Genomic DNA, 25184 nt, shown 5'->3' with positions numbered 1-25184 from the left:
TCTTATTAACACAGCATCACCACCTTAAGTGAAAAGTTATGCTGCTAAATCCTGCTTTTAACCTTAATCCTTCGTCAAAGCAACATTTTCCAGTTGCCTTCAATTAGATTTCCATTAAAATGTTTTTGTTCTTGAATAGATAATATAAAGTCACGATTTAATATACTTTCAAGAGTTGATAAATTGCTATAAGATACAAATGCGGTAATTGCTCGTCCACTTTCAGGATTCAGGTTAAATTCTGAACAAATTAGAGCATAAAATGGAAGGCCCTCTTTATTATCAGTAGAATCGAATATTTCTATATCCACTAGACCAAAATCATGAAAATATCGGTCCTCTAAATAAGTTGTAAAAGGCTTTTTTTGGAAGTTCTTAATAATGTGATCTTTAATATTTCCTTCAAAATAGGGGTTAATATTAATTACACCTGAAACAACTTTTAATGGTGCTTCTTCATTATAAATAAAATTTTCCTTATCAATTTTTATTGAAGCTTTTTGAATATCATTACTTTCACATAAATTGTCAATTAGTTCATATTCGAGAGCATCAATTAGCATCATTCGATTTTCTGTATTTTGTATTAAGGCATTGCATTTCTTGATCACAACCAAACATTATTCCTATCCCCTTTTTATGTTAATTATTAATAATTAGAAACAAAAAAAGAGCAGCCAATAATTATTGGCTGCTCTTAATGACTAATATTATCCTCTTTATATTCCATTGGCTCTGTTATCATTTCAATATTTCTTGTGTTTATATAAATTCCAATACTGTTGTTGCTGTTATAAATAAAATTTTCTATACCACCAGTACAATTTTGGATATTTTTAATAAACTTATTTGCCTTTTCTTCATCAGAAAACACTACATTATGAGTATTTCCTGAAACAAAATGGAGAGTACAGTACCACATGTTCAATCACACCTTTTTAATTTACAATACGCCTATTTAAAACAGTATAATTCTTTAATATACAAATAATAATATGTCTTTTTTTATGCAACATTCAGGCATTGAGTTGCCACCTTATTAAGAAATTTGCTCCCCATAAATGGATCGTGGCAAATCAATCTTTGCTTCGTCAATTATCAAGTAGTTGGTTTTCTACTCTATGGTCATGGCAAAGTAACTTAAATGAAACTGATTTCTGGATAATCAGCAACCCATAACTTATGTTATGAAAAATAAAGACACCTTCTAGTATCTATTAAATCTTATACTCCTGGAAACCATCCAGGTAACACTTGCGAAGGATACAAATGCAGTACGTCAACTATATTCAGTTTTCAAAGGACAGCGCAAACAATTTTAAATATTATTTGCATATTAAAAACTTATACACGTGATTAATAAATAGGCATTCTTAATTTTTTCTTGTTCTTTTGCGGCCATAATGGAGCACCAATTTTTTTCCTTTTAGCGAGCATATAACCTTCACTATCAGTACAGTTTCTAATCAAATGAAATATATCAGATATAGATACCAATTTATTAGTACTAGCGTTAATAAAGTTTCCACGAAAGTCTGTTTTAATATATATCTCCCCACCAAGTGTAAACACTTGCCAACTTTTCTCTTTCACATCATATTCTGTCCATCCTGCATAAGTTTTATCTAACATTGCTTGGGTCATATTTATCTTTCTCCTTTCAAATTATTAAGTAAAAAAAGGCAGCAGTCTAATTAATGACTACTACCTTTCTTTAGTTGAGAAGAAACTGCCAAAAGCACAGATTAGGAAACTTTGTTTCTTTCCCTCAAAAAAATATAAATGTGTTCATTTATATTTTTTTGAGATCCGACTTCTTAAATAATTGCGGTTACTTTGTAACTAAAGAGAGAATAATAGCAGAGTAATAAGTTATTGTTACGAACCTATGTAAATCTAAAATCTAATTACTAGGTTTAATCTGCCTTTATTATCACACACCATTTTTGAACAGTCAACTAATTAATTTCTATTTAATCCAATTTTTTTAGGTACTATTCCCTAACGAATTTAAAGTTTGATAATTTCTTAATTAATTCATCTTTATCTTCTGTTTTTTGCAATTCATCTTCCATTTCTTTAATAATATCCTCGGCAATGGATTTAAAATATAAACCTTCATCATCTTGGATCATAATGAATTGCCGACCTTCTCGTTTCGCAAAACGACTATCTATATCCCCCATTACTTCAGTGGCTTTCAATTCAATTATGGGATATTCACCTACATTTTCACCAGTTTCTTTTACTGAAACTACGGTGTAATTAGTATCATCTTCACTTTGACTTTTAATTGTCCAAGAGTCACTTGAATTAACCTCTATCAATTCAAATGTAGCATTCTTCCCAATGTATGTGGCTCCTTTTTCTAATTCAATTGATGATTCCGAATCAGATTTACAAGCAGGCAAGCTTAAAATTACCCCAATCAAGAAAGTTGCGAATAAGACTTTATTCCTATAAAACAACTTAGTCACCCCCTGTAATTTGAACATTTTATTGAACATTATATCATATTCGTTCTATCACGTTTTAATTAAATTGTATGTATAAAAAATTTTATTCCTCTAACCAATTGTACATTGGGAAAGATTTAATACGTTCACTTTCTTTATTTTGCCTTTTATACTTTTCTTCATATAATCGTTTGAGATCCCTTTGATGTTTTTTAGTTTTACGTTGTTGTCGCTGCATGATAATCCCGTTTAGAAAATATTTAGGGTAATCTATTATTTCTTTTCCTTCTAAATTTATTTCTAAATACATTTGTTTATATTGTTCTACCACTTCATATTCGTATAAAAAAAGATCATTATCTTCTGATAAAGTAACTATTGTTTTCGCTATATAGGCATCTATATCTTTAGAAATAAGCGATTTGAATAATATTTTATCTTTATAATCCAATCCTTCTTCTTCATCCATTAATAAAGTATTTGATTTATGATTTATTAAGTTATTTAAAACATTATTGGGTTGCAATTTCGCAACCGTCACCGTTGCATTTTCACAACAGTCTACCGTTGCATTTTCGCAACCGTCTACTTTAATACTTTTCTCTAATTTTCTTCCACCTTGTCTAGCAAAAAATGAAGCAGTAGTATTATAGTCCATTTTCCAATCTCGGCATTTTTCCAAAGGTCTTGTTTCTAATTCCTTATTATTTTGTGGGTAATCATAAGGAATTATATTAATTGGTTTTTGAGTTTTACGCTTACTATTTTCATATTCCACTAGATCAATTAATCCATATTCCCAAAGTACAGGTATAATAGTTCTATATAATGTGGATTTACTCATTTCTAATTTCTCAGCTACCTTCTCAATAGACATTGGAATTTTAGCCTGGCTAATGTCATTAATTTTCTCATCAGCTCTATTAACCCAAGTATGAAATTTTAACCATGAAGTAAAGGCCTTCGGTCCAAGTTTGTCTATCCAGTCATCCGCCACCACATAATGCAGTATTGGTAGTAGTAATTCTTCTCTTTTTTTCTTAGCTTTAATAAACATTTATTAAGTCTCCTTTCAGTGGAAGGAGGATGTATACCTGTGTTATATTTAGATTATTATAATTATTAAAAGGTATAATATCCTTCCTGCTAGAACCCCAGATGTCGCCAAACTATCGAGGGGTTTTTTTGTTATCTTTTCTAATTCTACCAATTATGTCATAAGTCATTATCCTTGTGAACAAAGTACTACCTTACACCAAGACTAATTACCCAAAAAATTATTATTGACTATTGGCCCATTAAGTTAAGCAGCCACAATCCGCCACCGATAGCAAATACTAAAGCAATCGTACATAACGCCAAATATAAGATAAAAAAACTAAAGTTTAAAACATAAGAAATTGCTTTATATAAAATAAATCCAATAAATGAAATTAAACAAACAGTAAGTAATAGCTGTATAATTACACGTCTGAATAACCATACAATACCAATTAACACTAATAGATATACTACAGGACGATATTTCTTAAGTGATCTACCAGGAATAATCATCTTCTCCCATGTATTCATATATATATCCCTCCTTATTTTCTTACATTACCTTCAATATCGGCTTTAATTGCCGGAATTAATTATCTATAATCTAGAACATATTAAATGCTATTACTTTTACCGTTACTTATATTATAATCAGTTAGTTACTAATAAAGAAGTTACTAGTAAAATTGTAACCAATATAACTGATAAATAAATATAAAAGAAACTAAAAATTAGTATCTTTTATATTTATTTTAAAAACAACCGAATGATTTAATCATTGTCTTTATGTAAAAATTCTTCTTTAATAGTATAAATAGTATTTCGGGAAATTTTTAAAGAGTCTGATATTCTTTTTATAGGAACATCATTTTTAAGCATTTGTATTACATTAAAATAGATATCTCGGTCTTCTGGATCTTTAGCATATTTACTATACTTTTTAGGCCTTCCGGAACCTTTTGAATCCTTTAAGGCTTTTATAGTTTCCATTCCTTTAGCTTGTCTTTTTTTAATTTCATTCTTTTCTTTATCTTCTACCCATACTAAAACTAAAAGTAATTGCTTTAATAATAATCTTTGTAAATTCCAATCATCTACAATATCTTGATCTACATGTGCATTAATTACACTTATGCCAAGGTCTTTTTCATCTAATTTTTGAACAACATTTATAATATCAACTATGCTTTCACCTAAATCATCTAGAGAATTAATAACTAAAATATCTTTTTCCTCCATTGATTCAATACTCTCTAGAAGCATTTTTTGATAATTATCTTTATTAGTACTTAGTTCCACTATAATCTTTTCAACGCCTACTTTTTTCATTATTTCAAGGTTTACAGTAGATGTAGTATCATACTCCATACTTTTTATATATCCAATCCTCAATGAAATTCCACCACCTTTCTAATACACTTTAGCTGCTTCATAATAAAGGATTGTTCAATAATTATACAATAAAAATATTAAGAATAATGTAGTCCATTACTAGAGGTTATTTCCAAAATTACAATAATTATACGGTTTTTAAAATTTAATTATCATTCCTCTTTGAAAAAAAGGCAATCCACTTTTTACGAGTGAATTACCTTCTTATTAAGAAAAAGTTGCTAGAAAAACTGTTACATTATAAGAGATGTGCATAATAATGGGTACTTTTAAATCTCTAGTCTTTTCATAATATAAAGAATATATCAATCCATTAGCTAAATAGGGTAAGAAGTATAAATCTAAATGTAATATAGTAAATATTATATTAGATAGTACTATAGTCTTTTTTCTACCTAGTATTTCTTGAAACACATTAGGGACCCATTTTCTAAAGATAAATTCCTCAATTATAGGCGCTAATAATAAAGGTGATATCACACTTAATATATTGGCATCTATTCGTCCATTTATTCCCTCCGTATTAGTATTAGTTACAAAGGGGAAGAAACTTCTTAAATAGGCTAATATTAAGCTAATTATTAATATAAGGATAGTTCCTAGAAATATTGTGATGAGTTTATTTTTATTAAATAAACTTGTATGGGGTAACTTAAATATTTTAATTTTACTTTGAAAAATCAAATTCAACCTTATCACCTTTTAGAACTAAATAAGCATCAAACTTCTTACCACTTTTGTTAGAAGTAAAGCCCTTAATTAAATTAGTTTTATTTTTTATAAGTAACTGTTTTATTTGAGGAAGTGTTAAATTTTTTCCTGAGATTTTCTTAAAAATAATAAATTCCTTAGCTGGATTTTGTTTTTTATTAGTACATTTAAAAACTTTACTTTCCTCTTTTACAAGATAATCACCGATTTCAATTTTATTAATATCTTGTACTTTTTGGACCGTATCCCTAGTTAATTTTTTTCCTTTTAATTCATTTAATTGGAGTTAGTATAGTTTCATGGACACATTTTAGTTAAGTCCTTACAATGATTTTTGAGGGGATGTGTTCGTATTGGAACGTAAGAATACAGGTAAAAAATATAATAATGAATTCAAGAAGACTATTGTAGATCTTTATCACTCGGGTAATTCAGTAAGAGAATTAAGTGGCGAATATGGTGTATCAGACGTAACTATTTATAAATGGGTTAAAGAATTTACCCCTATCGGTTTAGGGAATGAGTCTATGACTCCGAAGGAATTAGCCGCCATACAGAAGGAAAACCTTCGGTTAAAGCAGAAAGTTGAAATCTTAAAAAAGGCTATGGCCATATTCGCGAAAAAATAACCGAGACAGATCTTACCGAATTTATCGAGGAAAATAGGAATCTATACCCTGTACAGAGAATGTGTGAAGTATTAGAAATCCCAAGAAGCAGCCATTATCAGTCTCTTCAACTTGTCGTATCCAATCGCGAACAGGAAAACAAAGAACTAACGAATAAAATTAATCTCATTTACCTAGAAAGCAAGGGACGGTATGGTGCTCCTAAGATACATCAAATCCTATTAACCAAAGGATTTTCCCTCAGTCTAAAGCGTGTTCAACGCTTAATGAGCAAGGCGAGTATTCGTTCTATCACGAAGAAAAAATACCGTCCTTATCCATCTAAAGAAAAAGTTATTCAGTTAGATAATTTGCTTAAACGAGACTTTACCACCCAGACCATTAATGAGAAATGGGTAGCTGATATTACGTATATCCACACGTTAAAAGACGGATGGTGTTATTTAGCTTCTGTATTGGATCTTCATTCAAAGAAAATAGTAGGGTATTCCTTTTCACGTTCTATGACGACAGAACTGGTCATAGAAGCTTTCGATAACGCTCACTCTTCACAAAAGCCCTCGGAGGGCTTAGTTCTTCATACGGATCTTGGCTCACAATATACAAGCAGTGAGTTTACTCAACATACCCAGAATCATCATATTAAGCAATCCTTTAGTCAGAAAGGTTGCCCGTACGATAATGCCTGTATTGAATCCTTTCATGCGATATTAAAAAAGGAAGAAGTCAACCACGTCCATTATCTAGATTACCAAACAGCTAAATTAGCGATATTCCAATTTATTGAAGGTTGGTATAACCGAAGAAGAATTCACAGCAGCTTAGGATATAAAACTCCACAAGCCATTGAAGACCAAATTAGAAATGCAGCTTAAGATTTAACTTTTTTGTGTCCAAAATATTGACTCAAATCCATAATGTTTTACTAATGAAGGAATTAATATTATTTAAAAAGGTTTTTTGTGATCCTTCCCCTGCTTCAATTCTCTTCAAATATTCTTCCCATTTTGCTGTCATTTCAGGACTACCTAAAAGAATATTCTGCGTAAGATCATATAGTAAAATACCCTTTTCAGTTGGATATAGCTTTGTTTTTTCCACTTTAACATATTCTCTATCGATTAACGTTTTCAGTATAGATGATCTAGTTGCTGGGGTACCGAGTCCTAACCTATCCATAAGCCCACCTTTACCACCAAGAGAAGCTTCAGTTAGTCGTGAGGGAGGTTTTGTTTTACCTTCCTCTAAACTAAGTGTAAATAGAATTTCTTCCCCTCATTAGTAGTAATTAAATCAGAGTCTGTTCGAGGATATGAAAGGTAGCCTTCTTGATATAAGGATTGAATTATTTTAAGGGATTTATCTAAACTATATTTCCATTTTTTATTCGAATAGCTTTGAATTCCCCCTAAATTAAATAACTTAGGAGCTTTTTTCGTTTTAATTTCCTTTTGTACAGATAAAATATTAGTTTTTATCTTTGCTTCTAGTTGGAATGGATATAAAGCACTAGCCAATTCATCTTTAGTTCTATACTTTTTTTCGCTAAAGAATTTAACTTTATCATTATTTGTATATTTAGTTGCCATTCCAATTAATTTATAGAAAATCTCTTCCTTAAAATTTTTTATGTCCCTGTCATTTTGTACGATTAAACTATTACATGGTGTTTGAACTCTACCTAATGAATATATTCCTGATAAGCCTTTTGATTGTGCAAAAAGAGTAAAATATTGAGTGAAATTCATGCCTACTAAATAATCACTGATTTGTCTAGTTTGTGCCTCTACATAAAAATTATAGGTTTCCTTGCTATCCTTTAAATTCCTGAACCCTCTCTGTACCTCTTTATCAACCATCGAGTTAATCCATAATCTTTTTTTAGGTGTATTTCTTACTATCTTAGAACACATTGAGAAAATAGAGTATGCTATGTTTTCGCCCTCTCTGTCTGGATCTGTGGCCACAATTATTAAATCAGCTTCTTCCAATTGCTTCTTTGCATTAACAAACTGATCTCTTGTTTTTCCGCTAACATCATATAGCATATTAGATGGCTGAAAAGGAAGATTATTCATGTTCCATTTCTTATATTGTTCACCATATCTATCCATACTTGATAACTCAACTAAATGGCCCACACCACAGATAATACTGACGTCCCAGTTTATTATGTTAGAGTCAATATCAAAATAACCTTTTCCTCTCTTTACTGTTCCCAGCGCATTCGCATATTTTTTCGCTTGATTTGGTTTTTCTGCAAGAATGACAGTTTTCAAAAATCCCCTACTTTCCAATTAATATAAAGTACCTGGTAATTAACAAAAATTTAATGAACACAATTTATAAACATTTATAACAATAGCACTATTTATATTCCTTTTCCAACAAAGTTAAAAAAGCTTATATAAGTGCATTTAAAGAAACAATAGTGTTTATTAATAGTTATTGAACAATAAAATAAAATAGCAATTTATACCTATAGATATATTCCCTATCCAAATTTAGAGTCTTTAATAGGAACGTTCGTTTGCGTAAAATAGAATTAGGAGAGTGATTCGATGAATATAGATAGAGGAATCTTAAAGTGGCAGCCAGCATTAATGCTCCCTAAACTGAAAAAATTGCATAAGCAAGTTAATCAAGACTACTATAGGGAATCTAAACCCATTCTGGATGAGTACCAAATCCAAGACATAGAAGATAAGATTAATTATTCAATGGAGTTTATTTTGCCTGTTACCATAACTTTGTATAGTGATGGTTTTCCGAAAAGTATAAAAGGTTTTTTTGTTTACCTGGAACCAATTAATAAAGGAAGTACATTTGAGCTTGAAGATCAAACCTTTCTTAAAATTTTCTTTTCCGATCTCTTAGATATAATGGTTCATGAATAAACACTAAAAGGGATTTAAGAAGAATATCATTTGTAATGATTATCTAATGATTAATCACAATTTAATATAACGTCTATTAACAAAATGATCTCACATTGTATTTTTTCTTTAACTGTTAAATCATCGCATTTGTAATAATCATCTATTAATTGTCCAAGTGCATTATACAAAGTAATTATTATATCCATTGAAGCACCTCTTTTTAGGTAAATAGTAACACAAATTAACATAATATTATTTTGATTTACATAAAAATTGCAACGGAATATTAAAAGGAGCCAAAATATGGCTCTCCTTTTTACTTAAAAGCACATTTTTTATTCTCATCATCCGTTAAATTTACTACTGCTTGTCGCTAGGGTGTCCTGTGTTGCATTTATCTTTGTTATTGTGGGTTATCATCCTTTTAATTTTACTGTAGAGGTCTATCAGTGAAGTTCCTGATGATAGTTTACCATTATAGAATTGGGTTCTAAGCCCTATTCTTTACTTTTAATGTATAATGGGTATTTGAGGTGGAATTTTTCTTGATAGAAATTAAAAGAACAGATATAGAAAGTCTCGGTAAAATGTTTGAGGTTGAATATGTAGAAAACAAAATGGAGCGTAAAAAAATATTCTACATATATACTTACGAACGTGTAATGTCCATAAAATGGAAAGGACAAATCATTCACATACAAACATTGAATCTGGATTGTAATTTTAAAATGGATAACGGTAGAACCTCAGAACTACCTGTTGATGAAATAAGAAACAGAATAAAAACAGTTGATGGAATGTCAAAAGATGAATTTGCACTTTATTGCTTAGATATGTTAAAGCTCTATCATGAAATTGTTGAGCTAATAGGAGAATACAAAATCGGACGAAGTGATGATGAATGGTCAAAACATACAAAGGTATATATTGATAGCCCTTATTCATCTATACAAATAGATTCCGTACAAGGAAGTATGTCTGGATGTAGTCCTCAAATAAGCAGTAGTCAGAATTTATATTTTGAAAAACTTCACATCAAATAAAGACCGGGCCTAGCCTGTTCTTTATTTGATGTATTTTATCCATATATAATGGTCCTTTTTGTACTAACTTGCCCAATTAGTTCAATCAGAAAAAGAGCTGCAAAGCATGAACTGCACCCCAATTGTTAGACAACATCTAACAATTGGGGTGCAGTTCATAACTCTGGCTCTTTTTTCTTTTTGATCAAATAGCTTACCCAGGGACTGGTTAGTACTTCTTGCCATCTGGTTACCTCCTATAAACTATTATATAAATATTTTATAATCATCTATTACAAGTAATATAATATATTAGTTACTAATTTACATTTATTTTAGTTAATGTTTTATACTCAATTGTCGACAAGGTTTTTATTTTTTAAAATTATTCAGGGTTATTTTGTAAATGGAGTAGCATCAGGAAATGTGGATTTACAACGTTAAACTGCACTACTAAGTAGATTATCTACGATTTAATCAATGATAAGCGTTTTGAGACAAGTTATTTGGGACACTAAGAAGCCTTGTTATACTTCATATGCAGTTTGTATCACTAGATTAGACCATATTGATACAAACTGCATTCAGGGTGACCTATTACATAGTTGATGAACCCGTCAGCGACTTGAATTTCTCTTAAAGAGACTGAAAGAATCTCTGCTTGTTTTTTGTAATTTTTACGTTCACGTGTACGTAAGTCGGGTCTCAATATTTTTAAGGCTAGAATTTTTGGCATAATAAAAAATGGAATGGCATTGTTTAGTTTTTCCTCTGTCCTAACGAACCCACCATCAACTTGCCTTATCAAATCGTAACGAACCAAAAAATTCATCTTATTAAGAGTGCTGGTATAGGACATCCCATATAATTCGGATATTTTCTTTTTTGACAATCGACAAATGTTATTTTCTTCATTATCTTTAATGATATCCAACAATTTTTCGTATCCTTCGTATTCTTCCTTAAAACCAACTTCTTTTTTAAGTTTTAAAAATATTTCATGCTCAAGTACCAACTCTCCTTTTTTAACATCTTCTTTTATCTGGTTTACATGAACTTCCAAGCTTAATTGGTTATCCTTTTTTATTGTTACCATCCTTTCCTTAATACAGAGGTAGCTAATTTGTAAACCCGCAATTTCCTGACACTAATTAAACTTGGAGTTACTTTTCAGAATAAAATCAATCCAAACTCAAATAATCCCTAAAATAACTAAAAACATTTTTTTCTTTAGTTGCTTCACGTCTTATACGTGCCGAATATTCTAGATCAATCTCCAAAAGCATGTCTTCCAGAAACTTAGAATCTACATAATTAAATCTTAACTTTTCCTGAATCTCTAACCTACGCATTTCTAAACCATCCTTTGGAAGCACCCTCAATTTCTAATATAAATGCATCTAAACTATCTTTCCTAAAATAATGTACTAATCCCTTTACAACGCCAAATAGATATTTGTTGAAAGTCTCCTGCCCATGAAAAGTACCATCGTCCCTTCTACCTTTTTCTTCACAGGTTACACCAACAGCCGCAATCACTAAGTCCCATAAAGTCAGAATTCGAAGCAATAGCCTTAAAAGGTATACTAAACGTCTTAAAAGCCAACTGTACTTTTCCCCAAGGACCAAAAACAAACCGCCCATCAGTAAAACCACGATCCCAAAGTGCACTAATGAAATGATCAGGCACATTAGCAGGTGCAGCAATAAAAGACGAAGACGTAGTAGCCAGTATACTAGTAGGAGTAGTTGCTAAAGTACATCCAGAATCAGGTAAACAAGGTGTGACCCCACCCGCCACCTCATCTATAGGTGTATATGAATCTAGCCCATTAATAGAAAAGTCATTAGTAACCTCATCATCCAAAGTCATAGCAGCCTGTTCTTGGGCTTGTATTTGATCTTGAATATAGTAGGTCGTAATAGCGCCACGCCCTTTCCCATCAACGATCTTAACGATTTTATTCTATCTATAAGTCTTTTAATAACAATTTTAAATGTAGAATAGGAGATTTTTTCTTAGGGTTTGCAGATGAACAAATAAGTTCCGATAGCATACGTTGAGAGCCTGAAATAGCCCCATTTCTGTTCCGAATATAAGCTAATACATCCTGTTCCCATTCATCATAATGACTGTATTTACGGTCAGTACGGTCCTTCTTTGGCTGCATAACTTGATAAGATAAAAGAAATTCCCGATAATTTTGTTATTAATTTAGCACTTGGTCCAGCTGGTGAACCAGGTTAAAATGCACTTTGGACTTTTTTTGTACTTGAATAAAACTCAAAGGTGGATTATTTTTCAAATTCCACTTTTGTAACTTCTTTTCTGTTTCTTCTTCACTTTTTCCTACTGATTTATAAGTCAAAGCAAGAGTATAACAAGCATTATCTCTATTTCCTTTATGTACACCATTAAGAAGTTTCTTTTAATGCTAGGTGTGAGAATAAGTTAAATCCAGGATTAATAAAACACGTTAATCGTTCCTGGCTTCTTCTTTCCACTTCAATTGAATACCAATCACATAATTCACTAAAAGCCGTACGATCATTGGATTGATAAACGACAGGACTTTCATCACTATTTGGAACTCTAAAAAAGCGTACAGGGCCATTTGCTTGCAAATCTGCGCAAAACTCTTCAATCATTAATGCCAATACCCGTTTATAATGACGTATTATTTTGTTCTTACGATCACATCTTATAAAATTCCCAGTTATAAAGGGCTCTTTCCATTTGATTTGGGTGAAAAATTAAGAAAAAAAGAGACTGATTCAAATTTGTCGTTATTCAACGACCTTTTGAATCAGCCTCTTACATATATCTGAGCTTATTATTAAAAATGTTTATCCCTTTAAATTGGTCATCTTCCCCAACTTCAATAGTTTAGAAAGGGCTTCGTTGGATTGACCCTTACCTTCCTGAGTATCTTCTTCATCATTCAATGGCGCTTCAGGAACCAGTGGAGAGGAAGATGGCTTACTTTTCTGGGGTACCGGCTGCACCATTTGCTGGGCAAGCACTGTTCCTTCGGGATTCCCTACAATCAAAGAAACGATATTATAAAGAATCCTTTGCCCTTCCTCCGTTTTCAAAAGTGCTAATTGATCATTCGCAAAGTTGTCTAGTGGAAGGTAAATACCTTGTTCTTTATAAGATCCATTCCGAACCTTTAATCCATCTTCAATAAGCGCGCTAATAAGTTCATTTCTACTTTTAAAGCTGTCTACCATCTCATTAAATTCATTAGCCCATTTTATTGAAGTTTTTGGGGTATATTGAATGCCCCGACCTGGAGTGATTTTTCTATTGGACAACGTTACCACCACCTTGTATCACAACTAAAAGAAGATACTGCTCTTACTCTTGATTTTTTATGCTTCAATTGATTGCTTTTCAATTTCAGCAATGATATTTTTCAAGAGATATGCCTTACTTGTAAAGAAACTGGCTTGATCGATATTTGGAGGAAATAGACAATCTTCATCTTTAAGTTCCGCTAGATATTGGTAGGCGAAAAGCAGCCCTCCCCCGACGATAATCATTTGCCCAACGTTTGTATCAACAAAATACCGGATGACTTTATCTTTCACTTCTTCGGCATATTGACTTGTATATTTCTCCACGATTCCGGTGATATCGGCTGTTTTGGACTGCCATGTCGCTTTAAAGGCAGGAGAATATTTTGGCTTTTTAACCATTTTATCGATTTCTGGCTTGATGAACTTCCTCATGAATTCTTCGCGTGTAAACGAAATTTTGGGCGTTTTATTCACCCTTTCAAAACGAGCCCTTATGCTGTCGAATTCCTTTAGTTCAGCTGCTTCTTTCATGATTAAATCAATGTATTTATTTGTACCTATCAAATGGTTTGTAGATTTAGTTGAATTTAAACCATTTTCATCATAAAGAGCTAAATCCAATGTTCCGGCTCCCAAATCGGCTATGGCGAATTCATCATGGATTTGTGATGAAAATTCAGTTTCCATCACTTCCCCATCCACTAAATCAAAAGCTAATGCTAAGTAGCTCGTTACGCCCTCCACATTCAGCTGAACACCCGTAATGTTAATGGTTATGGTTTTGCCTTTATAAGGTCCTTTTATTGCCGTGATTTCATGCTCACCCATATATAAGTTGATTTTTTCGGAAGACGCCTGTTTGGCCTCTTCTATTGGAAGCCCAAAACTCAACGGAACGTCTACCCTATTGCCCTTACCCGATTTCCAAGCAGCTAAGGCTAATCCCGCTAAAGTGGTTACAACATGTATTTCATTCCCTAATTTATCTCTTGCATCACTGCTTGTTTCCCTTAAATTATTTTTGTCATTTGTTGAAATTTGAGCATATTCCCCTACCGTATAATAAGCATTTGTCCGATTTTTTGGTAAGGCTTTGCTTTTAATATGTAAATGAAGGATCATATCATCAGGGAAAGATTTATCTGCGCTTTCATCTGGCATATCTTCGGCAGTCGTTTCCGCATTTTCTCCGATAATACTTGCGATATTTAGTGAAACAACGTTTCCTTTTTGATCGATATACGTAATTTTATTAGAAATGTTCCCACTATCCACTCCTGCAATTAAATAATCCTCTTTAAATAAAAAATCAAGTTTTGTCATGGTCTTCCTCCTTCGGACTAATCTAGTTTAGTCTACTTACTATCAAATATATCGAGAATCCTTGTTAAAGTCAACGGGAAATTAGCGCTAATTTAACGTTATCGGTATTCTGACGCTGTAACCACGCCGTTAAATAAGCGTTACCTCATCGCTTACCAAACATTTTTCAGTATTCCTATCGTATAATTGTCGGTAATTTGACGTTATCGCTTTTTTAACTTCAATAATCAGCCGATAATTACCCGCAATTTATCGCTAATTCATTTCTTGTTATTGATTATTATCGTCAAATTAACGTTATCGGTTGTTTAGCGTTGGAGTAAAGCGTATTTATCCATAAACTAATCTAGTCTAGTTCATCTAATCTAGATTAGTTTGAATCGATATTTAGTACTCATCCTCAAATTAACGCTAATATGATCGTTTTGTTGCTTGCATTCTACCATCAGATTAATGTTTTTGGTTATGTATCACCAAAAATGCAGAAAAAATTTATACAGAATCCAAACTAGATTAGACTAGTTTAGTTGTTTTTACTGTACTGAATTAGTCTAATCTAGATTATAATAGATCAAATTCATTCATTATTTCTATTAAAGCAAACAAACCTAGTTGATTAGTCTTTATCTAGTAGGTAAACTATAGATAAAGATAAATTGACGCTTAGCGATAGGTTGATAAAATAAGCTATAGTTAAACCAGCGTTAAGAGGAGGGTTATCGTGACAAACAGAGTCCAGGCAAACAAGGATTTCATTACAGAAGCACTTCGTGATGATGCTTTATTCACTTCATTGGTGCTTGATAAGGAATACAGTGCCAAATTATTTAAAGAGGATATTCTAGAGTTGGATCCGAATGCCATGTATTCAACCACCGATTGTTCCGATAAGATCTTTAATATCGCTAATTCGACGTTAAGGTATTACGTTAGGATGCTAGAGGGATACTTAGAGATTTATGTAGAAGGTAGAAAGAAGCGATTGCCATTTCTCACTGTTTTTAAACTCCATATGACTTTACTGTCCATTGAGAGGGGAGAAACGATTTCTGATATTCAAGTTAAGTTATCGCTAAAATCGATTCCTCAACAAAATGGTGGGAAAGCAAAAGGGAGTAAATATAATGAGGATACCTTAGATCAATTATTCTCGGAATTTGATAGAAGGCAAAATGTCATGATGAGAACCTTCACGCTACAAAACACAATCAATCTAATTGAAGTGGAACTGCTGAGAAGGAGAACTGGAATAGCTGATAGACAGAGACAAATTGAAGTTTTAGAAGAAAAGATTAAGTATCATCGGTTAAATCGAAAAATGGATAGACAAGCAGCTATTGTGTTACGAAAAAGTTTGGAGCAAAAGAAAAATACTGGATTTTTCTCTTTCTTTGCAAAAAAGAGTACAGAAGATACTCTCAATATAGAATCTGACATACAAGTGGATGAAAGGGATATAAAAGCCGACCATATAGAAATGGAATTCATTGAAGAAATTAATTCAATAAGGCAGAAGATCAGTCAAATGGAAGAAGAATCACTTGCTTTAGAAAAAAGGTTAAAATCCGAAACAGCACTTTTAACAAATGAAAGGGAAGTACTAGAACAAACGATGGAGGATTAATAGTTCTTTTTTATTTTTTGTCTATGTGATCTTTTATAGGTAGGAGCTTACTGGAAGATGGAATTACCATTTCTTTTTGTAGATTCAAATGTGGAATAAGAGTATCTTTTTGCTTTATGAAGAACAATGATGTCCATGGCTTCTATATGAGCTCTCTAAGCTTTGTAGCAGGTAAAAGGGGAAATAGGTCCTTGCCCCTTAGTTAAGTAGGTTGAATGCAGGAATAGGATAGAAGTTTAGACCACCGGCTTGGGTGGTCTTTTTTTACAAAATCTTTTCATTTTTAAGGTAGGGCTTGCAAAATTTTGGGTGAAAATTGATTTAGTGAAAAGCTTTATATAATGCTGCTCCTTTCACTAATGCTGAATTTTCATAGTGGTCGTTTTAAGTTTGCCCCAACTGATTGGATGGTTCTTCTGTTGATTGTATATATCTTATAATAAATGTACTTTAATTTATCTAATGTGACTGATTGTTTTCTAATGATTGAAAGTCTCATTGTTTTACAGGGAATATATGATTCTTACTAATCTATTATTTTAAATTCTGTTTGAAGTGATTTATTTCGTAAATAAACAAATTTAATAAATAGGCATATTTAATAAGAGAAAACAGATTTAATAAAAGAAACAGATTTAATAGGCATATTTCTATTGTTAGGTATATCCCTTGAGGGACAAGGGTTCTAGCCATTTTTAAGAGTCGTTTTAACAGAGTTTCCACTTTCCCACATTTAGAATGTAAATAAAGTCACATATACACAGGCCTTTTTTTTAACTATTAACATATTCACAGGAAGGGATTTTTAATATTCACTAATTCACAAGCCTACATCCGGAAGCCATTAAGCATAAAAAAATAATCCTTCTCGAAAATTCTGCCAGAATTCGTGACAGAAGAGGGAAGGAAAGACTTTTGTTTGAAGGAAATAGGTCAATCGTTTTTTTGCGTCTATTCGAATAGCCCTGTGAATGTCTTATTTTTTCACAAGGCTGGATTAAGCTATTAAATTACACCGTGTAGCTCTGGTGTTTGGCCGGTTTTAGTGTACTCTCTGATTTTGGCTTCATGAATTAATTCATACGGAATCTTTTTTAAGGCACCAGGAAGATACTTTCTAAAGGCCATTCTGAAAAAGGCACCAATCGAGTAGAAATGGAAAGAACCTTTTCGTTGTTTTTCTGTATGTATATGAAGGCCTATCTGATCCATGGTTTGTAAAAAGAAGGTTTTCATGAATCGATCACGTATGGTAAAGCTTTCATCGTCCTCATCCATAAGATAGTTCAGTTTATTCATTACTTCTTGCTTAAAGGAAATCATGACATCGATTTGGTCTCTTGGTTTAAATTTAATTTGATGTCCATCAAAGAAGTAGGTGAGCTCATTTGATAGTTTCGCCATGAGTGAGTGGACATTGAATTCATCCGTGTTTTCTTCCACACATTCCGGCTTCAAGAAAAAGGTGGCTTTTTTAATCCAAATTTGCTTGCCACGAATCTCTATCCCTGTGAATTCGATGGAAAAAAGAGCCTCTAAAACGCTTAAAGTTTTACGAACCCCTTTTGCATTTTTGTTTAGTTGAAGTTTAAGTGTCTTCATTGTCCGTTCTTGTTTTATTTTCTCCATTTCACCTGTCTTGCTGAAAGACAGACCAGTCCGGAACTGGTTAAGTAAGGATAAGAGAAGTTCGATCCCTTCCGGGTTCGAGGTACGTACGAATTCAGCTAAAATATTCGTTTCAAAAAGGGCATGCGGTATGATTAGGTAGTTGAGAGATACTCCATTAAGTTCAGGTGTATTATACTTATCAACATCTTTTAACCTGATAACAGGTAACCCTTCGTGGATTTCCTCTTTTACAAAATGATGATCTTCTAAAAACTTTCTTCCTCCCCAAAGGGTAGAATAAGAGATTCCAAGTTTCTTTGCCCAGTAAGAAAGATTATATTCCTTAAGCATGCCTCGTTGGTTTTGTTCTACCTGTAATTGGTTTAACATGGTCATATATACGACATAGGCAGAGGCAGGAGGGCGCTCAAATGATTGATCACGAAGAAAATGGAATTCTTTTAAGATGGCGTGATGCATTCTAAAACCATCGATTCTTATTCTGGATTCTTTCATTTTAGGCCCTCCTCTCGTCTATTTTTCTAGTTTGAATTATAGCAGAATGGAAAAACAGGAAATGCTGTCCTTTATTAAGGGAATTTCAAAGTTGCACAACATGTGCTCATCCCTTGGGGGGCAAGGGATTGAAAAAAACACTAAAAATTTTTGTGTGAAAGGAAACGTCATTTTTTCACACCATTTGTGCATGTTGTGAAAGGAAACGTCATGAATGGATAGATAAGCACATTAGGAATAATCCTGATATATCAATGTTTTCATGAAATAGTCCATCCATAAATAGACAAGAATAAAAAAACTTGCACAGAAATGTGTGCAAGTTTGTGTGAGAGCAAACGTCATTTTTCTTCATTTTAGAACAAAAAGAGATAAATTTAGGCACTATTTTGTTTGGGCTTTTCATTTTTACTGAATTTTTGTTGGTGATTTAGGGGTGTAAAAGGTTGGTTGATTAAAATGTTTGGAAAAATCTCCGTTCAAAAAAGGGGAATTGTGCACATTGTGAAAGGAAACGTCAAACCAGAAAAAGTTGCACAGCTTATAATGGATGAGCGAGAGATGCAAGAAAGAGCCGAGCTTAGGGGAGGTTGTTAACGGAAGAGAAACTTGCATCCCCTTATCATTGTGCACATTGTGAGAGCAAACGTCCAATGAAGGAAAAGTTGCAATCTCATATAATGCTGTGCACATTGTGAAAGGAAACGTCATTCTTTAATCATTTAGGGTTGAGGCAATCCCTGGTATATCAACAATCTAATGAAAAAAGCCATTCATAATCGAACTAAAACGTCAAACTTGCACAATAACGTGTGAAAGGAAACGTCAATTCCCTTTTTATTTGACCAGATGGAGAGTCTTATGCAAGGCTTTTGGTAAAGAACCTATATTTTAATAGAAGTTTAATAATCAGGATTGTGCACATTGTGAGAGGAAACGTCAAAGGAAAGATAAGTTGCAATTTTATGGAAGTATCCAATCGGCTGCTTTTTTGCTTTATTTTTATCAGTTGCATTCCGAATTGCGAAGCATCGCAAGCCAAGAAGGCAGCCAATAGATCAACGGGCACCAAACATGATACTTACGGACGCTAGCGCAATTTAAAAAACTAAGTGCCCAACTTGCACAGGAGTGATTGTTTAGGCTTGTTTTCGTTCTACTTGCAAAAGGATAAAGCATCCCCTCTGGTGAACGGATGCGCTTCGCTAGTTTAAAGGGGAAATATTGCAAGTGAACAGAGAAGAAGTGTTTTGTGCACATTGTGAAAGCAAACGTCAAAAATAAAAAAAGTTGCACGTTTGAACCGTGTGTTGACAAAAGCAACAATGCTCACTCATAATTACCATATTACTAGATTAGAAGGGGAACACAGATGGATTTTTTAGTAGGAGTTAAAGAGGTGGGGGAAATTCTCGGATGGGATCGGAGGAAGGTCTCCACCTATCAGCTGCGTGGCGTGCTTCCTAAACCAGTGGTCCATTTATACAGTGGTCCCATATGGTTTCGAAAACAAATCGAATTTTTTAAGGATGGGAAAGAATTTAGTATCAGGACTTATTATATAAAAGATGAGATGGTCTACGAATGTATGCGTAATCAACCTTTCAAAGATACAATCTATTCCCCTATGGACATTAAAGAACAGATGGGAAATTATATCCTTTATCAGGAAAAGGACATTCAACAGTTGAAAAATGCTATCTTAGAAAAAAATCCGATCGTTCAGTTCCTTTCTTTTGAGTCCGTTAGCTTTCTGCACGATTTGGGTATTTTGGAAACCGTTGTTTTTCAAGATTACATCCAACAGTACTCATTTGAGGACATAGAATCGACAAAAGAAGGGTGGGTTAAAGAATAATGTTACAACCCCTACAAACGAAATTTTTGAATGTCATGAAAACGATTTTCCCGGATTTTCCTCAACTCTTTGTCGAATGGAATATGGATATCAACCATCTAATGTCCGGTCAAGATGATTACCAGCCTAGCCAAACATTAAAAGCATTTTTTGTGATTTTGGATAGCTTGGTGAAAAATTATGGATTGAAGTTCGAGGAAATGGAACAATGGGTTGATGATTACATAGAAGAAATTAGAGATTTTGTCCTTCCATACATACAGATTATAGGAGAAGAGAATTCAGCACATTCCCCAAAGTCAAACAACAGGGAAGTGATAAATGCCTTGTTGAATCAAAATTTTGCTGAGTCCGGTTCGGCCTTATTATTTCATAAGTTAAGGGAGACCATCAGTAAAAATGAATTCGACATTGCGACTGATATTCCTACTGCGAGGATTGCGGAGAGGGCTTTAGAAGCGACGGCTCAAGTGAGGGCAGAAAATGATTATCTGATGATGAAATCCAATGTAGCCATCGAACAATGGAAAAATCTCACCTCTCAAGCCATCACGTCGATGGATGACTTAACCGCGGATATTTTTGATATTGTCTCGATTCTTTGGATGCAACAGGCTACTCATAAGGACCAAATGATTCATTTTCATACGGATGATGCTTTGAATCTAAGGAGATTGCAAGGTCGGAAAGAAGATTTAGACGGATATCAAATGTCTTATCGAAAAAAAGAACGTGATGATATCATGAAAAGGTTGGCCGCTCTCACAACGATATGGATAAGAATTGAAAAAGAGAATTTGAGGTTCATTAATGAGGATCAGGGAGATTTTGAAGAAATTGGACAAGTCCAGTTTAATCCCTTGTTTTTGGTGGATAGCGTGACGGTAGCCTATCGGGGGGATAACCCGATTGGTATTTATGAATGCAGCATTCGACCAGGGGAAATGCTCGCAAACTTCTTATACGGTTCCCAAAGGAGCAGTGGGCTGCTTGCATTAAAGACGCTAGAATACCATCCAATTAAACAAAAGTACCATAAACGGTTATCAAGGTACCTGTCCTGGCAGTGGAGGATTCGCCAGAAGAGTGCAGATTATCTTAGGGCTTATCATATTGGGGGAGACAAAGGGCTTTTAAAAGTCATGGATTTAGACGTGAACCCGCGATACGGTTCAAGGATTAGAGAACAGTTTGAGGAAATATTGGACACCCTGCAGCAGGATGGAATCATTAAAGGGTGGAGCTATAAGGAAAAAAATCTAGAGAAACAAATTGAGCAGGAGAGAAATTGGTTCGCAAATACTTGGTTGAGGGCACGTGTCCAAATCATCCCACCTACTGAAATCACGGGAATGGGAGATGACCAGGACTTATTTTTGATTGAGGATCAGGACTATGACACAGAGAATTTTCTAACTATGTTGAAAGGGATGACGGACAGGGAAACTGGTGCAACCAAGGAGATGGTTGAAGAAAAGCAAGTTTCCCCTGAAACGATAAATAAGGAAAGAACGGATCGGGGATTAAGCATTTTTGAGGCGGCTAAAGAAATGGGAATCTCCCATAGTACCTTGTCCAGGTATGAAAGGAATCTAATTAAACGCCCATATACAGTTAGTTTAGAAAAGATGAAAGAGTGGTTAAATGCAAAATAAGCATCTAAACGGTGCTTATTTTTTTTGAAGATTTTCTTACCCTATCATGCGAGCATCATCTCAATAAATAATGATAAATGCATCTTAATTTGCACTGACATAAATCTTGCAGGGGGTATGAAGCATCTGTTATTTTGCATGTGGAGTAAAAGGGCATTCGAATGGGTGAAATGTGTGTTCCAAGGGTTGATTGTAAATGCTTTAAACAAGAAACGAAAGAACGTTTATCGTTTAGTAAACAAGCAAAAAAGTATTAAGGACATTAAAATTTTTGTGATGGAAGCAGAGAGCAAGGATTACTGGTGAAAGTGCTATTGGTGACTAAGTTGCCTTGCTCGAAATATATTATTCCCGCAAAAGGTTAATGTTACATATCGGCAACAAACTGTGAAAAGATAGAAGAGAGGTTATTGGTTAACGAAGGGGGCTAGTGCAGAACACCAAAAAGCATAGGTAATGAGCTTGGAGAAACTTATACAAGTTCATTACCTATGCAAATTGCATTGTGAATGCATAATGCATAAGTTCATATTTTGAAATTTAATCTGAGATTAATGGATTTTCCCCTTCAAATGTTTTCCCTAGCCTTTAGTATATTCTATTCGGTTTCATCATCAAGCAGGCGCAGGATATTTTCTATGACACCCGCATGATCACCTTTCCGAAATTTATCAATAAAGTCTATATAAAGAAGCTCAAATACCTTTTCTAGTGTGTAACCATGTTCTGGCTGAACTTCCTCCATATCGGCAAGCAAAATCTCTCCACGTAAGGCGTATTTTCTTCTCATGCGTAAATTCAACGTTTTTATTTCTTGATTCTTTTCTTTATGGATTAATTTAAAAGCAGATTCCCCATACTTTTCAAGTCTTGAATCTTTACCAGCATACTTATCCAATGTGGTGAGCAATCGGAATATGGCATTTGAGTCTGGATTCTTTTTTGCAAATAGCAAAAAGTCATTATATAAAAGATTCATCAAATCGTTTTGTTCGAAATGCAGGTCTGATAGGTCTTGAATATCTTCGCAGAAAACTTCTGCTCTTAGAAATAAATTCAAGGGGACGTCTATACTCAGTAAGATGGTGGAAGATTTATTTACTTTATGGAGTAGCTTTCCGATAAAGTTTGTTGATCCGATTAAAGATAATTCTTCATCTATAAGATTGGCTTGGCTATATTTCCCCATCGGTTATGCCCCCTAGTTGCCTTTTTTTGTATGCTTCTATAAATATCCGATGTGCTGCTTTTCGAACGCTGCATTTCCAACTGGCCGCATAATCGCCTATTCTTTGATACGTTTCGTGATCTACTTTGCAATGGACCGTGTAGGGCTGGTCTGTATAGGTGACGTCAGGGTATACGAGCACCTGTTCAAGACCAAACAACAGTATTTCCGTGCCAAAGGCTGTTTTGGAGCCATTCCAGTATCGTCGGGATTCCCGCCTTAAAATCATGTCCATGGGTTCGTCCACAGGGATTTTTATGTCATGAAGCTTATCCGAACGAACTTTTCTTTTTTGTGGTTCAATCGTTTTTTTATTAGAAGAAGAGAGAACCGGATTCAAATGTTTAACCTTTCCCATTTGGTTTTCCCCTTTCAGAATCGTCTTTTTCTTTGGGTTGGTTGGTCAGTTGGTTACATCGTTACGCTATGCCAAAAGTGGAGGGAGGTATATTTACTAGGGATTGTGGCAAGGCTTTTTTTAAGTGAGGTGATACGAAATGAGTAAAGATATTTCAAAAGAACTGGCTGAAAAGCTTGCTAATAAGGCATCCACGCTACATTACGTAAAGAGCACAAATGAATCTAAAAAGAAATAATTAGCCTAAAATAATCTTGATTCCACCCTGTTCAGTGAGTTTGTATGGGGCTTGATTCTGTTTTGTAATATAGTTTTGATCTTTCCAGCAACCATCTTCATCCCGCCCCCAATCCGGGCAGGGGAGAGGGACGTCAGCAATTTTATGTTTTTGAAGGATACTTTTATACTCGTTTGAATGTGCGGCAACAAATAAGGCCAAACGGATAATTTGATTACGATCTAGATCAGTTGCTTTATAGACATTCTCTATATAATTTTTATAAACGTCCGGGTATCTTACGGTAGGTCTATACACCATTTTCCTTCCTCCTTTTTAAATAGTATATGGACGTCTGCTGGTTAAAATGACACTTGGTCAAATATCTTATAAGAAAAATGGGTTAATCCTGGCAATAACTAAATTAGTTTAGTCTAGTCTGGTTTTTTGGCATTCAATTATAGATTAGATTAGTTTAGATTGTATTATCATTTGGAATTATGAAATAAAATATGTTTGCTGTTAACTATTCCCTATAATATTGAAAAAATCTGAGCTCTATCGGAAGAGTTCCATAAAATAATTATTTATTTTAAAGTCGACCTCGATAGAATATAGGCTTTTATTGAGGGAGGTTAGTTAACGGGGTTTCCTATAATTTAGTGACTGTGTTCTTCCTAGTTTAGTGTGAGAAAACGTTTAACGTACATAAATAACTGGGTATAAAATGACTGTTAATCTGTTACTAGGTTAAAGGCGAATTAAAGAGAGAAGGAATGGAAGGATGGGCGAAGAACACTACACAGTAAAACGATGGATGCTTATTGTCACTCTACCCAACGCCATGTGAATCACGAAATCTCTTTTGTAGGGATTAAAAGAAAGATCTGATTGCTACTTGTACTGGAATCAAGGATTGCTGCAGTAATTGTTTGTTTCTTATTAGTTCTCAATCCATATAGGAATCAAAAAAGAAAACATCAACTTTATCAATTCAAATCTCAAAAATAAATATATTTTTATAGTTCACTTAGGAAACATAAAGTTATATTTCTAATTTCATTTTAGAACCGTCCCAAAATTGGACAGTTTTTTTTTTCTACTTAAGAAAGTAGCTACGACGCTTTTCTTATTGAAAACCAACAGGAGTGTTATCTTAAGATCAGAGCTGTCTTTAAGGCAGCTTTTTCGTGCGCCCGGCATGGGTGCAATCTATAGGGTGAAAGTCCCGAATCATGAAGGCAGTAGTAGTGGTTAGCTTAATGCAAGGGTGTCCACGGTGACGTGGAATCTGAAGGAAGCAAGCGGCAAACCTCCGGTCTGAGGAACACGAACTTCATATAAGGCTAGGTATCATTGGA

General features: G+C 33.6%; 28 protein-coding genes. 6 read left to right on the top strand and 22 right to left on the bottom strand.

The window, feature by feature from the left end; translation table 11 throughout:
- Positions 1-74 precede the first annotated feature (74 nt).
- The 9 genes from N0M92_RS25240 to N0M92_RS25200 form a co-directional block, all read right to left on the bottom strand.
- Complete coding sequence (locus N0M92_RS25240) at positions 75-617, bottom strand: hypothetical protein (protein ID WP_260288380.1); 543 nt, start codon at positions 615-617, stop codon at positions 75-77.
- Between the two features lie 80 nt (positions 618-697).
- Positions 698-922: a hypothetical protein gene (locus tag N0M92_RS25235; protein WP_260288379.1), complete on the bottom strand. Its 225-nt coding sequence runs from the start codon at positions 920-922 to the stop codon at positions 698-700.
- Positions 923-1356: 434 nt separating this feature from the next.
- The gene (locus tag N0M92_RS25230) at positions 1357-1644 is read right to left on the bottom strand and encodes a hypothetical protein (RefSeq protein ID WP_260288378.1); all 288 of its coding nucleotides are present in this window, start codon (positions 1642-1644) and stop codon (positions 1357-1359) included.
- A 350-nt stretch (positions 1645-1994) separates the two neighbouring features.
- Positions 1995-2468, bottom strand: coding sequence for a hypothetical protein (locus N0M92_RS25225; RefSeq protein ID WP_260288377.1), 474 nt, complete (start codon positions 2466-2468; stop codon positions 1995-1997).
- 91 nt (positions 2469-2559) lie between these two features.
- Complete coding sequence (locus N0M92_RS25220) at positions 2560-3513, bottom strand: hypothetical protein (RefSeq protein ID WP_260288376.1); 954 nt, start codon at positions 3511-3513, stop codon at positions 2560-2562.
- Between the two features lie 230 nt (positions 3514-3743).
- Complete coding sequence (locus tag N0M92_RS25215; RefSeq protein ID WP_260288375.1) at positions 3744-4028, bottom strand: hypothetical protein; 285 nt, start codon at positions 4026-4028, stop codon at positions 3744-3746.
- 240 nt (positions 4029-4268) lie between these two features.
- On the bottom strand, positions 4269-4889 hold the full coding sequence (locus tag N0M92_RS25210; protein ID WP_260288374.1) for a recombinase family protein: 621 nt from the start codon (positions 4887-4889) through the stop codon (positions 4269-4271).
- A gap of 207 nt (positions 4890-5096) precedes the next feature.
- Positions 5097-5579 carry a CPBP family intramembrane glutamic endopeptidase gene (locus tag N0M92_RS25205; RefSeq protein WP_260288373.1) on the bottom strand — a complete coding sequence of 161 codons (483 nt, stop codon included), beginning with the start codon at positions 5577-5579 and terminating at the stop codon, positions 5097-5099.
- Positions 5557-5685, bottom strand: a complete 129-nt coding sequence (locus N0M92_RS25200; RefSeq protein WP_260288412.1) for a topoisomerase C-terminal repeat-containing protein — start codon at positions 5683-5685, stop codon at positions 5557-5559. Before N0M92_RS25200 ends, N0M92_RS25205 begins: the two co-directional genes overlap by 23 nt.
- A gap of 268 nt (positions 5686-5953) precedes the next feature.
- On the opposite strand from N0M92_RS25200, the gene N0M92_RS25195 reads away from it, so the two are divergent.
- Positions 5954-7104 (top strand): IS3 family transposase gene (locus N0M92_RS25195; protein WP_397443921.1). Its coding sequence is split into 2 segments (ribosomal slippage): positions 5954-6203 and positions 6203-7104, totalling 1152 coding nucleotides; the frame shifts between segments, so codons are not numbered across the junction.
- A 31-nt stretch (positions 7105-7135) separates the two neighbouring features.
- On the opposite strand, the gene N0M92_RS25190 is transcribed toward N0M92_RS25195, so the two are convergent.
- Entirely contained in the window at positions 7136-7495 is a 360-nt protein-coding gene (locus N0M92_RS25190) for a DNA topoisomerase (RefSeq protein ID WP_260288411.1), read from the bottom strand.
- Positions 7474-8508: a DNA topoisomerase gene (locus N0M92_RS25185; protein ID WP_260288371.1), complete on the bottom strand. Its 1035-nt coding sequence runs from the start codon at positions 8506-8508 to the stop codon at positions 7474-7476. Before N0M92_RS25185 ends, N0M92_RS25190 begins: the two co-directional genes overlap by 22 nt.
- A gap of 282 nt (positions 8509-8790) precedes the next feature.
- Between N0M92_RS25185 and N0M92_RS25180 the strand changes: the two genes are divergently transcribed.
- Together N0M92_RS25180 and N0M92_RS25175 are read left to right on the top strand one after the other, a co-directional pair.
- The gene (locus N0M92_RS25180; protein ID WP_260288370.1) at positions 8791-9126 is read left to right on the top strand and encodes a YolD-like family protein; all 336 of its coding nucleotides are present in this window, start codon (positions 8791-8793) and stop codon (positions 9124-9126) included.
- A gap of 527 nt (positions 9127-9653) precedes the next feature.
- The gene (locus tag N0M92_RS25175) at positions 9654-10151 is read left to right on the top strand and encodes a hypothetical protein (protein WP_260288369.1); all 498 of its coding nucleotides are present in this window, start codon (positions 9654-9656) and stop codon (positions 10149-10151) included.
- 532 nt (positions 10152-10683) lie between these two features.
- Here the strand turns inward: N0M92_RS25175 and N0M92_RS25170 are convergent.
- From N0M92_RS25170 to N0M92_RS25145, 7 genes are all read right to left on the bottom strand, one after another.
- Complete coding sequence (locus tag N0M92_RS25170) at positions 10684-11226, bottom strand: hypothetical protein (protein WP_260288368.1); 543 nt, start codon at positions 11224-11226, stop codon at positions 10684-10686.
- A gap of 85 nt (positions 11227-11311) precedes the next feature.
- Positions 11312-11482, bottom strand: coding sequence for a hypothetical protein (locus tag N0M92_RS25165; protein WP_260288367.1), 171 nt, complete (start codon positions 11480-11482; stop codon positions 11312-11314).
- Positions 11475-11774 carry a hypothetical protein gene (locus N0M92_RS25160; protein ID WP_260288366.1) on the bottom strand — a complete coding sequence of 100 codons (300 nt, stop codon included), beginning with the start codon at positions 11772-11774 and terminating at the stop codon, positions 11475-11477. The genes N0M92_RS25165 and N0M92_RS25160 overlap by 8 nt, the downstream gene beginning before the upstream one ends.
- A 566-nt stretch (positions 11775-12340) precedes the next feature.
- A complete protein-coding gene (locus tag N0M92_RS29530; protein ID WP_397443920.1) occupies positions 12341-12499 on the bottom strand; it encodes a hypothetical protein in 159 nt (52 codons plus the stop codon).
- A 46-nt stretch (positions 12500-12545) separates the two neighbouring features.
- Positions 12546-12779 (bottom strand): hypothetical protein, encoded by a 234-nt coding sequence (locus tag N0M92_RS25155; protein WP_260288365.1) that lies wholly within the window; start codon positions 12777-12779, stop codon positions 12546-12548.
- A 198-nt stretch (positions 12780-12977) separates the two neighbouring features.
- Positions 12978-13448 (bottom strand): hypothetical protein, encoded by a 471-nt coding sequence (locus N0M92_RS25150; protein ID WP_260288364.1) that lies wholly within the window; start codon positions 13446-13448, stop codon positions 12978-12980.
- A 57-nt stretch (positions 13449-13505) separates the two neighbouring features.
- The gene (locus N0M92_RS25145; RefSeq protein ID WP_260288363.1) at positions 13506-14756 is read right to left on the bottom strand and encodes a ParM/StbA family protein; all 1251 of its coding nucleotides are present in this window, start codon (positions 14754-14756) and stop codon (positions 13506-13508) included.
- A gap of 721 nt (positions 14757-15477) precedes the next feature.
- Here N0M92_RS25145 and N0M92_RS25140 point away from each other — a divergent pair.
- Positions 15478-16380, top strand: coding sequence for a hypothetical protein (locus N0M92_RS25140; RefSeq protein WP_260288362.1), 903 nt, complete (start codon positions 15478-15480; stop codon positions 16378-16380).
- A 1005-nt stretch (positions 16381-17385) separates the two neighbouring features.
- On the opposite strand, the gene N0M92_RS25135 is transcribed toward N0M92_RS25140, so the two are convergent.
- Entirely contained in the window at positions 17386-18507 is a 1122-nt protein-coding gene (locus tag N0M92_RS25135) for a hypothetical protein (protein WP_260288361.1), read from the bottom strand.
- 1372 nt (positions 18508-19879) lie between these two features.
- Here N0M92_RS25135 and N0M92_RS25130 point away from each other — a divergent pair.
- Together N0M92_RS25130 and N0M92_RS25125 are read left to right on the top strand one after the other, a co-directional pair.
- Positions 19880-20365, top strand: a complete 486-nt coding sequence (locus N0M92_RS25130; protein ID WP_260288360.1) for a hypothetical protein — start codon at positions 19880-19882, stop codon at positions 20363-20365.
- The gene (locus N0M92_RS25125; RefSeq protein ID WP_260288359.1) at positions 20365-22020 is read left to right on the top strand and encodes a helix-turn-helix domain-containing protein; all 1656 of its coding nucleotides are present in this window, start codon (positions 20365-20367) and stop codon (positions 22018-22020) included. The genes N0M92_RS25130 and N0M92_RS25125 overlap by 1 nt, the downstream gene beginning before the upstream one ends.
- A 598-nt stretch (positions 22021-22618) precedes the next feature.
- Here the strand turns inward: N0M92_RS25125 and N0M92_RS25120 are convergent.
- From N0M92_RS25120 to N0M92_RS25110, 3 genes are all read right to left on the bottom strand, one after another.
- A complete protein-coding gene (locus N0M92_RS25120) occupies positions 22619-23209 on the bottom strand; it encodes a hypothetical protein (protein WP_260288358.1) in 591 nt (196 codons plus the stop codon).
- Positions 23196-23606 carry a hypothetical protein gene (locus N0M92_RS25115; protein ID WP_260288357.1) on the bottom strand — a complete coding sequence of 137 codons (411 nt, stop codon included), beginning with the start codon at positions 23604-23606 and terminating at the stop codon, positions 23196-23198. Before N0M92_RS25115 ends, N0M92_RS25120 begins: the two co-directional genes overlap by 14 nt.
- A 238-nt stretch (positions 23607-23844) precedes the next feature.
- Positions 23845-24144: a hypothetical protein gene (locus N0M92_RS25110; RefSeq protein ID WP_260288356.1), complete on the bottom strand. Its 300-nt coding sequence runs from the start codon at positions 24142-24144 to the stop codon at positions 23845-23847.
- Positions 24145-25184: the final 1040 nt, after the last annotated feature.

The organism is Peribacillus aracenensis, from assembly GCF_025175645.1.
Classification (GTDB): domain Bacteria; phylum Bacillota; class Bacilli; order Bacillales; family DSM-1321; genus Peribacillus; species Peribacillus aracenensis.
Note: the sequence above shows the minus strand (reverse complement) of the source record. Positions and strands in the feature narration are given on the sequence as shown.